Here is a 12,399-nt window from a genome sequence, read left to right on the forward strand (position 1 = left end):
TCAGGAGTCACAAGTCCTTCAGAACTCGTCCCGCAGGTCTGGAACGGGACGGGTAGGCACGCTGTGCGTAATCACTCTCACACGAATCCCGTACTGCGTTTCCAGGCGCACACGCTCGGGCTTGGTCATCTGGCCGCTGGTAACAATCACGGCTCGTTCAAGGGCCGGCCCACCGGGAACGTCCTTGCCAAGGCTCGAGACCATTTCCCGATACTCCGGGCGCTGGCTGCGCACATGCGCCAACTGTTCGAAGCCGTGCGAAATATCACCGGCACCCTTCAATTCGACCAGCGCAGCAACCTTCCGCCCCCCGCGAACCTGCCACCAGAGGAACAGGCCATCGCAGCGCATCTCGTTGTCGCTAAAGACACAGTCATCCAGGACGATGGCCCGGGTTTCTTCCTGCTGACGCGGCGCGTAACGAACCTGTTTGCCATTCTCGGCAAAGGTGTACTGATCCGTACAGAGCGTGGAGGGCTGATGTGCCCACATGCGCCGGCAGCTACATTGATCCGCGTAGCCGGACGTCATGCCTCCCCCCCATGCTCCCACTCGATATCCCGCATACGGTCATAGAGCTGATTGATCTCGTTGAAATGCTGCAGCAACCGGTCATCCAGAAGTCCGGAAGACCCGTCCAGCAGCTCAACCGCCTCGCGCCCCTGCATGCCATAGGCCGCAACGTCCGCCGGATCCAGCGCCATCAAATCCCGGACCTCCGCCTCCCCGTCATCACGCACCAGCCCCTCGATCCGATATCGCTGCAGGTGGTTGTTCAAGGCCTCGACGATATAGGGGCTGTGGGTTGTCAGGATGAACTGGGTGCGGGGGAACGTGGCCAGCAGGTCACCCACGACACGACGCTGCCACGCCGGATGCAGATGCAGATCCACCTCGTCAATCATCACCACGGCTTCCGCAGCCAGTGGATCGTCCTGATCCGGGTTGGCCATGGCCATACGAGCGGCCAGGTCCATGATCAGCCCAAGGAGGGTCTGGTAACCGTCACTCAGCTGCGCGATATCAAAGGTCTCGCCTTCCTTGTCGACCGCCAGCCGCAAGGGGTTGACCTCGATCCGCGGGTTGGATAGATCGGGGAACACGCGGGTGATGGCTCGACGCACCGCATCGAGTTCCGGCAGGGTCACGTCGAAGCTGCGGGCAGCCTTCTGCCTTGTATGTTCCTCGTTTTCCTTGAAATAGAACCACGCGAAAGCCGACTTGAACCGGGTGCTGGCCTCCAGGGCACCCACCAGGGCATCGAATCGACTGTAATCGGTAGGGAAGTTGCGGCGCCGCAACGGAATATCGAGCACGGCACGGGACACGCCGTAGTAGGCCACGACCGGCATCTCGAAATCCCGGTCCTCCTGCGAGGGGTCAATCACCTTCTCGTCCAGGTGGTTGCGCAGGGACCGAACTCCGGGACCGGTCGGGACGGCAGCCGCCGTGGTGCGGCTTCGATCCCGACGCTGAACCCGTTCCCATTCCAGCCCCGGGATGGTGCTTTTCAGCGCCACCCGCGTATAGGGCCGCACCCGGTTGCCGCTTTGATGAATCTCGCCTCTTTTTCTGAAATCAATGCCCGTGACCCCGGGAAGATGCTTCAGGATCTCGCCAAGCCCGATGGCGACACCATCCAGTATGGCCGTCTTCCCGGAACCGTTCTCGCCCATCAGGAGAGTCAATCGCGAGCCCAGTTCAACTTCGAGCCGCTCCCACAGGCGAAAATTGTCAAACGTCGCCAGCTGCAGCCTCACGGCACGGTGTTCCTGTTGTTAAGTCGAAGTGAATTCGACCCTGCGACACCGGCCCCTCCGAACGGGGCCACGCGCTCGACGCAGTAGCTCAGGGTCTCCAGTTTCTGTTCGATCACCCGTTGATCCATGCATCCCTCCGCGCGGCGAGGATGCGATCACGGTACGGCAGGAAATCGGCCTGATCGAACAGATGGCGGGTCATGTCCCGGATTCTAGGGAAACGCTGATCCATGTGCACGCTCGCGCTCGAGTCGCTTTCATGTGCGGCTGTGGCCGCGAGACGATTGGTTTACCATTCGGGTCTGGTCGCCATCATCGATTCCACGCGAGGCCGTTCCATGAGCAAGACCGTCACGCTGACCGACAACTCCACCGGCAAGAGCATCGAGCTGCCGCTGCAGGAGGGTTCGCACGGGCCCAACTGCATCGACATCCGCGCGCTGTACAAGGAGCTCGGCTACTTCACCTACGACCCGGGGTTCATGTCGACCGCCAGCTGTCGCTCGGACGTCACCTTCATCGACGGCGACGCCGGCACCCTGCTCTATCGCGGCTACCCGATCGAGCAGCTTGCCGGCCAGAGCACCTATCTGGAGGTGTGCTATCTGCTGCTCAACGGCGACCTGCCGTCCTCCGACGAGCTGCACGACTTCTCGCGCATCATCAAGGAGCACTCGATGCTGCACGAGGCGGTGCGCCGCTTCTTCGACGGCTTCCGCCACGATGCGCACCCGATGGCGATCATGGTGGGCGTGGTCGGGGCGCTGTCGGCCTTCTACCACGACAATGTGGACGTGCATAACCCGGAACACCGGCGCATCGCCGCGCACCGGCTGATCTCCAAGATGCCGACCATCGCCGCCTGGTCGTACAAGTACGCCAACGGCCAGCCGTTCATGTACCCGGACAACAACCTGTCCTACACCGCCAACTTCCTGTCGATGATGTTCGGCGTGCCCAGCGAGCCGTACCAGCCGAACCCGGTGTTCGTGCGCGCGCTGGACCTGATCCTGATCCTGCACGCCGACCACGAGCAGAACGCTTCGACCTCCACCGTGCGCCTGTCCGGCTCCTCGGAGGCCAACCCGTTCGCCGCGATCTCCGCCGGCATCGCCTCGCTGTGGGGTCCGCTGCACGGCGGCGCGAACGAGAAGGTCATCCGCATGCTCGAGGAGATCGTGCACTCCGACAAGAGCGTCGAGGACTTCGTCGCCCGGGCCAAGGACAAGAACGACTCCTTCCGCCTGATGGGCTTCGGCCACCGGGTGTACAAGAACTACGACCCGCGCGCGAAGATCATCCGCAAGATGTGCCACGAACTGCTGGAAGAGATGGGCGACATGGGCGCCGACAACCAGCCGCTGTTCGACGTGGCCATGGAGCTGGAGCGCATCGCGATGGAGGACGACTACTTCATCGAGCGCAAACTCTACCCCAACGTCGACTTCTACTCCGGCATCATCCTGCGCGCGATGGGAATCCCCCTGAACATGTTCACCGTGATCTTCGCCCTGGCCCGCACGGTCGGCTGGATCTCGCACTGGAACGAGATGATGCAGGACCCCGAATCGCGCATCGGCCGCCCGCGTCAGCTCTACACGGGTTACCCCGAACGGGAGTACCGGCCGATCGAGGAGCGCTAGCCTTGTCCGGAGCGGGCTTGTCGAAGCGACGGGCAGGTGCTATGTACAGGACATGTGTCGGACACAAGGGAGGAACGACCCATGTCCACCGATCGGTTTTTCATGCTGTTTGCCGGTATCGTGGTCCTGATCAGCGCCCTGCTGACCTGGGCAGCCAGTCCGTGGTGGCTGCTGCTTGCCGTATTCATTGGCGTGCATCTGATCCAGGCCTCCTTCACCGGCTTCTGCCCCCTGGTGAAGATCCTGAAATCGACGGGACTGAAACCCGGCGAGATCTTTCGCTGAAGTCGGTCGCGCCACCGTCGGGGTGCCGGACAGAACCCCGGGACCCCCTTGTGTTTGCGGGCGCGAGCGCTCATATTAATAAACACTAATGCTTCACCAGGAGAGAACATCCCATGAGTATTGACCGCATCGTTATGGCCTTTGCCGGCACCGTCATCATCATCAGTGCCATCCTGGCCTGGCAGTTCAGCCCGCTGTGGCTCCTGCTGACCGGCTTCGTCGGCCTCAACCTGCTGCAGTCCGCCTTCACCGGCTTCTGCCCGCTGGCCATGATCCTCAAGGCCCTGGGCGTGAAGCCGGGCGAAGCCTTCAGCTGAGGCCAGCCCGGCAAACACCCCGCGCCCGCCCCGACCGGCGGGCGCACAAAAGGGCCCGGACGTCTCCGTCCGGGCCCTTTTTCGTGCCGGGGCCGTTTACTCCGGTTCGCGCAGCCAGCAGGCGGCGCGGTGGTCCGGCGCGGGGCGGAAATCGGGCGGGTCGCGGGTCTCGCAGACGCCGGCCATGGCCTGCGGGCAGCGTGGATGGAAACGGCAGCCCGGCGGCGGGCTGACCAGGCTGGGGGCCTCGCCGCCGGGGATCTCGCGCATCTGCCGAGCGTTGGCGGGGTCGGGGTCGGCCAGCGCCGACAGCAGCGCCTCGGTGTAGGGATGCTGCGGGGCGTCCAGCAGTGCGTCCACCGGCGCCTGCTCCACGATGCGGCCGGCGTACATCACCATCACCCGCCCGGCGTAGTGACGCACGGTGGAAAGGTCGTGGGTGATGTAGAGCAGCGCGATGTCGTGCTCGCGCTGCACCCGGTGCAGCAGGTCGAGGATCTCCACCCGCACCGAGGCGTCCAGCATCGACACCGGTTCGTCGGCGATGATCAGCTTCGGCCGCAGCAGCAGGGCACGGGCGATCACCACCCGTTGCTGCTGCCCGCCGGACAGCTGATGCGGGAACTTGCCGCGCACCTGGGCCACCGGGGTCAGGCCGACCTCCTCCAGCGCCGCGTCGATGCGCCGTTCGCGCTCGGCGCGCGGGCCGATCCCGTGCACGACCAGCGGTTCCTCCAGCGCGCGGCGGATGTCCATGAACGGCGGCAGGGCGCCGTAGGGATCCTGCTGCACGTACCCCACCCGGGCGCGGTACGCCTTCAGGTCGGCTCCCTTCAGATCGGCCAGCGACTGTCCCTCGAAGCGCACCGCCCCGCCGGTGGGCCGGTTGAGCCCCAGCAGGGTGCGCGCCAGCGACGACTTGCCGCAGCCGGACTCGCCCACCACCGCGGCGGCCTCGCCGGCATCCAGGGTGAAACGCACCCCGTCCACCGCGCGCACGGTCCCGGTGCGGATGAATCCCCACTGGCGCAGTTCGAAATGGGTCTGCAGGTCTTCGGCGACCAGCAGGGGTTCACTGCGGTCACGGGTGTTCATCCGGTCCCTCCCGCTTCGTGCAGCCAGCAGCGCACGCGATGGCGCGCATCCGGGTGGAACACCGCCGGGTCCTCGGCGCAGCGTTCGAACCGCCGCGGGCAACGCTCGGCGAAGCGGCAGCCGGTCGGCGGATCCTGCAGGCTGGGCGGACGCCCGGGAATGGGCACCGGCGGTTCTTCCTGGCGCAGCCGCGGCACCGAGGCCATCAGCATCTGCGAATAGGGGTGCCCCGGGGCGGTGAAGAAGGCCTCGGCGGACGCCTCCTCCACCACCTGCCCGGCATACATCAGCGCCACGCGGTCGGCCAGCTCGCTGGAGGTGGCCACGTCGTGGGTAATCAGCACGAAGCTGGTGCCGCGATCGCGCTTGATGCGCTTGAGCACGTTCATGATCGAGGCCTGGGTGAGCACATCCAGCGCCGAAGTGGGCTCGTCGAGGATCACCAGGTCCGGGTCGGTCACCAGGGCCATGGCCAGCACCGCGCGCTGGCGCATGCCGCCGGACAGCTCGTGCGGATAACGCTGCAGGAAGTCCGTGGCGATGCCGACCTCCTCGAATGCCTCGGCCGCACGGGCCATGGCCGCCCGCCGCGACCACCCCCGATGGATGCGCAGCGGCTCGGCGACCTGTTCGCCCACCCGCACCACCGGGTTCAGCGCATTCATCGCCGCCTGCATCACCAGCGCGATGCGGGTCCACCGCACCTCGCGGCGGAAGCGTTCCTCGGACAGGCCCAGCACGTCGCGCCCGTCCAGGCGTACCTGGCCGGTGGGTCGCCCGGCATTGCGCGGCAGGGTGCGCAGCAGGACCTTGGCCAGCGAGGACTTGCCGCAACCGGACTCGCCCAGCACCACCAGCGCCTCGTTGCGGCGGATCTCCAGATTGACCCCGTCCACCGCGTTCACCGGCCCCTGCTCGGTGCGGTACTGCATGCGCAGGTCCTCGATCTCCAGCAGAGGGCTGTCGGGGTTGGCCGCCACCGTCATCACAGGTTCCTCAGCCGGGGGTTGAACACGCGATCCAGGGCGAAACCGAGCATGGCGAAACCCAGTCCGGTCAGCATCAGCAGCGCCGCGGGGCTCACCACCCAGTAGTAGAACCCGTGGTACAGGGCCGACTGCGCCTGTGCGTCGTGCAGCACCTTGCCCCAGGTCGGCAGCACCGGATCCCCCAGGCCCAGCACCGCCAGCGACGCCTCGAGGAAGACGTAGGTCGGGATCAGGGTCACGAACGTGGGGATCAGCACCGGCAGGATGCGCGGCACCATGTAGCGCAGCACGATCCGCGGGCTGCCGGCGCCGTAGGCGCGCGCCGCCTCGATGTACGGGGCCTGGCGGATCGGCAGCAGCATCGCACGGTACATCTTGATCCCGGCGGAGAAGATCCCCAGGGCCACCACCACGCCCAGCATCAGCCAGATACTGGTGGAATAGAGCGTGCCCACCATCACCAGGATGGGCAGCAGCGGCAGGATGATGTTGACCTCGGTCAGGCGCTGGATCGCGGCATCCACCCAGCCGCCGTACCACACGCCGGCGGCGGCGATGATCAGGGTGGTGATGGTGGTCCCCACCGCGGCGATCAGCCCGAACGCCAGCGCCACCGGGGTGCCCCACAGCAGGGCCACGGACAGATCGCGGCGCTGATGGTCGGTGCCGAACAGCCCGTGGACCTGCCCGTAGGCGACCAGCTCGGGATCCAGCCGGCCTTCTTCCTCGAAATGCACTGCTTCCAGCACCAGGCGATAGGTCCCGGGCATCACCTCGGGCTCCGCGGCTTCGGGGTCGCTGAACAGCCCGACCTGCGGCGCCTGCCGCAGACGGGCCTCCAGCGCGCTGTCCTGCGAGATCGACACCCGTTCGCGGGCCCCCACACGGCGCGAACCCAGGGCCACCTCCGTGCCGTCCGGGCGCTCCCAGGTCATGCGCACGAACGGCGCGCGGCTCTCGAACTCCGCATCCAGGAACAGGTTGAGCTCACTGGGAAAGTCGTCGTAGTCGAACTCGAAGTGCAGGGTCTGCTCCTCGATGCGGCCGCCCTCGAACGGGGCCATGCTGCGCTGTTCCGCATCCGCCCCGACACTGAGGGTCGGCGGCGCGTTGCCCCCGGTCAGCCGGTCGGTCCAGGCCGGTGACGCATTCACCGGCAGGTCCTGCCATTCCTCGCCGCCGCGCCACAGCTCCTGCGCCTCGCTGTACGGGATGGCCGTGACCGCGTAGATCGCCGTGCCCAGCAGGGCGAGGATGATCAGCATCCCCGCTACCGCCGACGGATAACGTCGCAGCCGACGCAGGCCCTCGCTCCAGGGACTCATGAACGACCTCCTTCAATGCGCACGCGCGGATCGAGGATGGCGTAGAGGAAGTCCAGCACGAACACGGTAATGGCCAGCAGGTAGGCGAAGATCACCACCGATCCGATGATCACCGGGGTATCGCGATGGCCGATGGCCTCGAACAGCAGCGTGCCCAGACCCGGCCAGTTGAACACCTGTTCGAGGATGATCGCGCCGCTCCACAGCCCGATCAGCATCAGCAGGAAACTGGTCACGATGGGCGACAGCGTCGGCCGCAGGATGTAGCGCTGTTCGATCAGGCGATCCGGCAACCCCTTGGCGCGTGCCATCTCCACGTAGTCCTCGCTGGAGTGGATCAGGAAGAAGGTGCGCCAGGAATAGATCGAGATGAAGATCTGCGAGATGAACATCGCCAGCACCGGCAGCGCCATGTGCCGCAGCACCGAGGCCGCATAGGCCCAGCCGTCCTCCGGAGGCGGTACGGCGACCATGCCCCCGGTGGGAAACAGCGGCCAGATGAACGCCAGCAGCAGGATCAGGAAGATGCCGTAGAACCAGCCCGGCGCCGCCGAGCTCGGCGCCAGCCCGATGACGCTCTGATCCAGCGCCGAGCCGTAGCGCCGCGACAGCCCCAGGGCGGCAAACACCGCCACGAAGAACACCAGCAGGTTGGCGGTGCCGAACAGCAGCAGGGTGGCCGGCAGGCGCTCCACGATGATCTGGTAGACCTCGCGCGAGCCGGCGTCGGAATGCATCTCCTCGGCCCGTCCGAGATCGAGGATCATCGCCTGATAGAGATAGTCGAAGCTGCGCCAGATGAAGGGCTCGTCCAGGCGCAGGCGCTCGACCTCCAGGGCCACCTGCTCCTCGATCAGCTCGTTGCGCTCCTCCGACGGCAGGTCATGGAAAGCGGGATCGGCGCGCACCGCCTCGGCCGCATCGGTCTCGATCTGGGCCAGGCGCAGGTCATCCACCTGCCCGCCCATGTTAGCGATCACGATGGTCAGATAGACCCCGATCAGCACCGTCACCAGCAGGGCCAGCAGGCGCTTGCCGGTGAACACGGTCAGTCGCCGGAGATCCCGCCCCAGCCCGCGCCGCATGCCGGTGGCCGACTCAGTCATCAGCGCCCTCCGGCAGGACCTCGGGCAGGCGCCCGCCCGGCACCGTGGCAAAGGCATGCGAGGCGAATGCCGGCAGCGCCACCGGCCTCGCGGTCACCGCGATCTCCAGGCTGTTGGCCCCGGTCCCCAGGGCCTCCAGGGTCTCCGTATCCAGCTCCAGGCGCCAGCCCCCGTCCTCCCCGGGTTCGATCGCACCTCGCCGCACCAGTTCGTCATCCCCGTCGAACAGCATCCAGCGCACCTCCTCGATGTCCTCCGGCGGATAGGCCTCGCCGGCGAAGCCGATGTCCAGATCCACATTCATGGACTCGCCCAGTTCGGCGATCAGCGGCCCCTCCACCACCAGCTCCGGGATGCGCGGCTCGGCGAAGCGCAGCCACTTGTCGGCCGGATCCGGGAAGTCCTCGAAGCGCCGCAGCACCAGGCTGCCCTCCACCGGACGCACCCGATGCAGATAGAACGGGCCGTCGCCGACCCAGAAATGCCCGCGCTCGGCGTACCAGTCCTGCAGTGCGGCGTAGCGCTGCGCCGGCTCGTCGTCCGCCACCCATTCCCCCAGCACCGGGGCATAAGGTACCCGCCCGCTGGCGGCCGCGCCCTCAAGGTAGTCGCGCAGGATCGACAGTGCCGGGCCGGAAACCAGGTGGGTCTGTTCCACGCCGCGCCGGTCCGCCTGCCCGGTGGAGAAGGCCAGATCGCCCTGGCGTTCCGCCTCGATCCCCAATCCCAGGACATGCCATGGCTGCACCGAGGGCACGCGGTTGGCCACCAGGCTCTCGGCATCGGGGTAGACCTGGTCGCTGTAGACCTCGACGGTCAGCGGATCGGTGTCGGTGATGCGCCAGCCACGGAAATGCCGCTGGTACACCGAGAACGTGGGTACGTGCCCGGGATCGAACAGCGGGCTGTCCTCGTTCGCACGCTCGAAGGTCAGGATCCAGGGCAGGATCATGTCGGCCACCGACACCCGCGAGCCGTCGTGCCAGTAGCGCTCGAGATACCCCGACTCGAACTCGATCTCGGTGCGCGAGCGCGCGGTAATACCGTCGGGCTCCTTCTCGTCCACGGTGACCATGCGCCCCTCGCCGGCATCCCAGTCCAGCCAGGCATCCCCGGGCACCTCGATGCGCTCCACATGCTCCAGCTCCACCCAGTCCAGGGTGCGCCCGACCGGGGCGCCCTCTTCCACCGTGACCCGGGCGCGTTCGATGCGCTGGGGCCGGTACAGCCCGGTGAAGGGATCCGCCAGCGCCGCCGGATCGGACAGCGAGCGCAGGATCATCTGGTCGAAAATCCAGTTGGATCCCGCCACCGGGTTCCAGGGCTCGGTGAGCATGCTGGGGGTACCGATGACCACCCGGCCGCCCAAGCCGTCGCGAAAGCGCAGGGTATACGGCCACAGACCGGACCCGGTGACTCCGCCGGCCAGATCCACCGCCACCTCGACGTTTTCGGCATGCGGCCAGACACTTTGCTGGTCCACCAGCCAGATCCGCACGGAATCCTCCATGGCCAGCTCCAGCGCGCGCCCCATCAGCTCCTCGCGCTCCTCCACGGACTGGTACTCGCGGCGCTCCAGACGCTCGGCCAGTTCATCCAGCTCCGGATCGGGATCGTAGGCCTGCCACAGCGGATCGGGGCGCCCTCGGGGGGTGTAGTAGTAGCTGAAGTCGTCGCCGACATCGCGGTTGATCACGGTGGAGACCCAGCCCCCGGTGTACACGTGCCAGCGGCCCTCGGCGGGATCGCTGGCGATCCACAGCCGGGTGGCCTCGTCCGCCGTGCGATACAGCCGCTCGGTCTCGAACCCCAGATCCTCCAGCCGGTTGGCCACGTAATCACCCACCCGCTCGCGGTTGTCCTCGGTGCGGATCAGGACCTTGATCACCACCGGCTCGCCCTCGTAATACCAGCGGCCGTCACGGCGCTCCGCGCCCAGGGCCTGCATGCGTTCGCCGATCACCCGCTCGGCGCGTTCGGTGTCGTGGCGATAGCGGATCTCCAGTTCGCGCGCGGTATCGGCCAGGCGGGCATAGTCGGGGAACGCGGTATTCAGCGGCAGATAGCGCGGCGCCGCCAGTCCACCGTACAGCTCCTCGGCGATATGCGTACGGTCGACCAGCCAGTTCATCGCCTCGCGGATCCGGCGGTCGGAGAAGGGGTTGAGCGCGCCGTCATCGGTGACCGCGGGGTTCAGGGTCAGTTCGGACACGGATCCGCGCGAGAAATGGTGGCCCACCCGTGGCGAGGCCTGGATCTGGCGGAACAACGAGGCCGAATCCAGCCCCTGACCGAACAGGTGATGCGAACCGCGCTCGATCAGTGCGGTGATGCGGCCGGGGTCGGATTCCACCGTGAACACCACCTCGTCGACCAGCGCCCCCTTCCGCTCCGCCGGATCGCCCGGCACGGGCTGCGGGGCGGCGGTATCTTCGCTGCGATCCCCCATCCACAGGGTGCCCGCGATCGCCAGCACGAACAGGCCGAGAATCAGCGGGGGCAGCAGGCGGCGCAGATCGAACAAGGGGTCTCCTCGGGCCGTTGGGTCAGGGCGTGTCGTTGGGGGCGGGTTCGTCGCGCAGTTCGTCGATCACTTCACGCACCTCGTCGGTGTCCCACTCGATGGCCTCGTTCACGGAATACCGCACCCGGCCCTCGCGGTCCAGCAGGAACGAGCTGGGGAAGGCGAACACGCCCCATTCCTGCGAGACCGCCCCATCCTCGTCCATCAGCACCGGGAAATCGACCTCGACCTCTTCCATGAATTCCAGGATGTGCTCGGGCGACTCGCGGAAATTGATCGACACGATCGCGAACTCGTCCTCGTCATACGAGCCTTCGAGGCGGTTCATCGACGGGATCTCGTGCACGCAGGGCGGGCACCAGCTGGCCCAGAAGTTCACCAGCGTCACCTGACCGGCACGATCCTCCAGCCGGTGGGTCTCGCCGCGCGCGGCGGTCAGCTCGTAGCCGGGAGGCTCCTCGGGCTCGCGCTCGACCATCCCGTGCTCGCTGCCCAGCGGCTGGTCGCGCTCCTCGTCCAGTTCGGCGACCTGTCCCGGGCGCGGCAGGCCCGCCAGCACGCGCGCCGTCGAAAGCAGCTGCTGCGGGGTTCGCCCGACCGCGTCACTGCCCGCCTCGTCGGGGCGCATGTAGTAGTCGCGCTCGCCGGCGATGATGCGCGCCAGCGCCGGGCTGCCGGCCGCGTACAGATGCCGCATCAGTTCCGGCAGGCGGGCCGCATGGGCCCCGTCGGCGGGCTGGAACACCGCCACCGGCATGTTGGTTGCGTCCACGATCCCGAACAGCTCCGGGTCATCGCCGGCGGCAGGGGTGCCGCGATACAGATTGGGGAACAGCAGGATCGCGCCGGCCACGGCATCCGGATCGTCGGTCGCCGCCTGCCATTCGCGCAGCCCGCGCAGCGCGGGCACGCCCATGCGGTCGGAGGCCACCAGCGTCACCGGGGCATAACCCTGCGCCCCGGCCTCCTCCAGCAGCGCCGCGGCGGGCTTGCCCTCCAGCCCGCGCACGGTGGAACTGGCGCGTTCCAGCAACAGCGAATCGAGCAGGTCCACCACCCACACCGTGGCGCCCTGCTCCGCCAGTTCGCCCAGCAGCTCGCGCGGGGCATCCAGCTCCTCGGCCGCCGGGATCAGCCAGATGAACAGCGGACCCGTGCCTTCGGCCTCGCCGAGGGTCTCTACCTCCAGGAGATCCCCGCCATCCAGTTCGATGGTGAACTCCTTCGCCGCGCCGTCGGCCAGCAGGCCCAACGGCAAAAGGAGAAAGACCAGCCACAACAGCGCACGCCCCGTCCGGGACCACGGAATCGACCGCACATTGAACCTCGCGAAAGAAAGGATCCACCGCGGGAAA

At 67.1% G+C, this 12,399-nt stretch carries 11 protein-coding genes and 1 pseudogene; 3 read left to right on the plus strand and 9 right to left on the minus strand.

The features are described 5' to 3' along the window. Positions 1–18 precede the first annotated feature (18 nt). The 3 genes and pseudogenes from D577_RS0103330 to D577_RS13930 all read right to left on the minus strand — a co-directional run. A complete protein-coding gene (locus D577_RS0103330; RefSeq protein WP_018946159.1) occupies positions 19–531 on the minus strand; it encodes a hypothetical protein in 513 nt (170 codons plus the stop codon). After that, positions 528–1,760 carry an AAA family ATPase gene (locus D577_RS0103335; RefSeq protein ID WP_018946160.1) on the minus strand — a complete coding sequence of 411 codons (1,233 nt, stop codon included), beginning with the start codon at positions 1,758–1,760 and terminating at the stop codon, positions 528–530. The genes D577_RS0103330 and D577_RS0103335 overlap by 4 nt, the downstream gene beginning before the upstream one ends. A gap of 112 nt (positions 1,761–1,872) precedes the next feature. Next, positions 1,873–1,968, minus strand: a pseudogene (locus D577_RS13930) (nucleotidyltransferase domain-containing protein); the annotation flags it as partial. Positions 1,969–2,098: 130 nt separating this feature from the next. On the opposite strand from D577_RS13930, the gene D577_RS0103345 reads away from it, so the two are divergent. From D577_RS0103345 to D577_RS0103355, 3 genes are all read left to right on the plus strand, one after another. After that, on the plus strand, positions 2,099–3,403 hold the full coding sequence (locus D577_RS0103345; protein WP_026288886.1) for a citrate synthase: 1,305 nt from the start codon (positions 2,099–2,101) through the stop codon (positions 3,401–3,403). An 81-nt stretch (positions 3,404–3,484) separates the two neighbouring features. Further along, on the plus strand, positions 3,485–3,688 hold the full coding sequence (locus D577_RS0103350; RefSeq protein WP_018946163.1) for a DUF2892 domain-containing protein: 204 nt from the start codon (positions 3,485–3,487) through the stop codon (positions 3,686–3,688). 113 nt (positions 3,689–3,801) lie between these two features. Then, positions 3,802–4,005 carry a DUF2892 domain-containing protein gene (locus D577_RS0103355; protein ID WP_018871287.1) on the plus strand — a complete coding sequence of 68 codons (204 nt, stop codon included), beginning with the start codon at positions 3,802–3,804 and terminating at the stop codon, positions 4,003–4,005. 96 nt (positions 4,006–4,101) lie between these two features. On the opposite strand, the gene D577_RS0103360 is transcribed toward D577_RS0103355, so the two are convergent. The 6 genes from D577_RS0103360 to D577_RS0103385 are packed head-to-tail and all read right to left on the minus strand — an operon-like array spanning position 4,102 to position 12,362. After that, positions 4,102–5,100: an ABC transporter ATP-binding protein gene (locus tag D577_RS0103360; RefSeq protein ID WP_018946164.1), complete on the minus strand. Its 999-nt coding sequence runs from the start codon at positions 5,098–5,100 to the stop codon at positions 4,102–4,104. Beyond that, positions 5,097–6,086, minus strand: coding sequence for an ABC transporter ATP-binding protein (locus D577_RS0103365; protein WP_018946165.1), 990 nt, complete (start codon positions 6,084–6,086; stop codon positions 5,097–5,099). Before D577_RS0103365 ends, D577_RS0103360 begins: the two co-directional genes overlap by 4 nt. Next, positions 6,086–7,414, minus strand: a complete 1,329-nt coding sequence (locus D577_RS0103370; RefSeq protein WP_018946166.1) for an ABC transporter permease — start codon at positions 7,412–7,414, stop codon at positions 6,086–6,088. The genes D577_RS0103365 and D577_RS0103370 overlap by 1 nt, the downstream gene beginning before the upstream one ends. After that, complete coding sequence (locus D577_RS0103375; RefSeq protein ID WP_018946167.1) at positions 7,411–8,520, minus strand: ABC transporter permease; 1,110 nt, start codon at positions 8,518–8,520, stop codon at positions 7,411–7,413. The genes D577_RS0103370 and D577_RS0103375 overlap by 4 nt, the downstream gene beginning before the upstream one ends. Then, positions 8,513–11,044, minus strand: coding sequence for an ABC transporter substrate-binding protein (locus D577_RS0103380; protein WP_018946168.1), 2,532 nt, complete (start codon positions 11,042–11,044; stop codon positions 8,513–8,515). Before D577_RS0103380 ends, D577_RS0103375 begins: the two co-directional genes overlap by 8 nt. Positions 11,045–11,066: 22 nt before the next feature. Beyond that, complete coding sequence (locus D577_RS0103385) at positions 11,067–12,362, minus strand: TlpA disulfide reductase family protein (RefSeq protein WP_026288887.1); 1,296 nt, start codon at positions 12,360–12,362, stop codon at positions 11,067–11,069. Between the last annotated feature and the right edge of the window lie 37 nt (positions 12,363–12,399).

Origin of the sequence: Thioalkalivibrio sp. AKL17 (assembly GCF_000377885.1) — a bacterium.
Classification (GTDB): Bacteria; Pseudomonadota; Gammaproteobacteria; order Ectothiorhodospirales; family Ectothiorhodospiraceae; genus Thioalkalivibrio; species Thioalkalivibrio halophilus.

Excerpts from the sequence above, each read along its gene's own strand:
- D577_RS0103370 (WP_018946166.1), bottom strand. The coding sequence starts at position 7,414 with ATGAGTCCCTGGAGCGAGGGCCTGCGTCGGCTGCGACGTTATCCGTCG.
- D577_RS0103345 (WP_026288886.1), top strand. The coding sequence starts at position 2,099 with ATGAGCAAGACCGTCACGCTGACCGACAACTCCACCGGCAAGAGCATC.
- D577_RS0103365 (WP_018946165.1), bottom strand. The coding sequence starts at position 6,086 with ATGACGGTGGCGGCCAACCCCGACAGCCCTCTGCTGGAGATCGAGGAC.
- D577_RS0103330 (WP_018946159.1), bottom strand. The coding sequence starts at position 531 with ATGACGTCCGGCTACGCGGATCAATGTAGCTGCCGGCGCATGTGGGCA.
- D577_RS0103375 (WP_018946167.1), bottom strand. The coding sequence starts at position 8,520 with ATGACTGAGTCGGCCACCGGCATGCGGCGCGGGCTGGGGCGGGATCTC.
- D577_RS0103350 (WP_018946163.1), top strand. The coding sequence starts at position 3,485 with ATGTCCACCGATCGGTTTTTCATGCTGTTTGCCGGTATCGTGGTCCTG.
- D577_RS0103355 (WP_018871287.1), top strand. The coding sequence starts at position 3,802 with ATGAGTATTGACCGCATCGTTATGGCCTTTGCCGGCACCGTCATCATC.
- D577_RS0103360 (WP_018946164.1), bottom strand. The coding sequence starts at position 5,100 with ATGAACACCCGTGACCGCAGTGAACCCCTGCTGGTCGCCGAAGACCTG.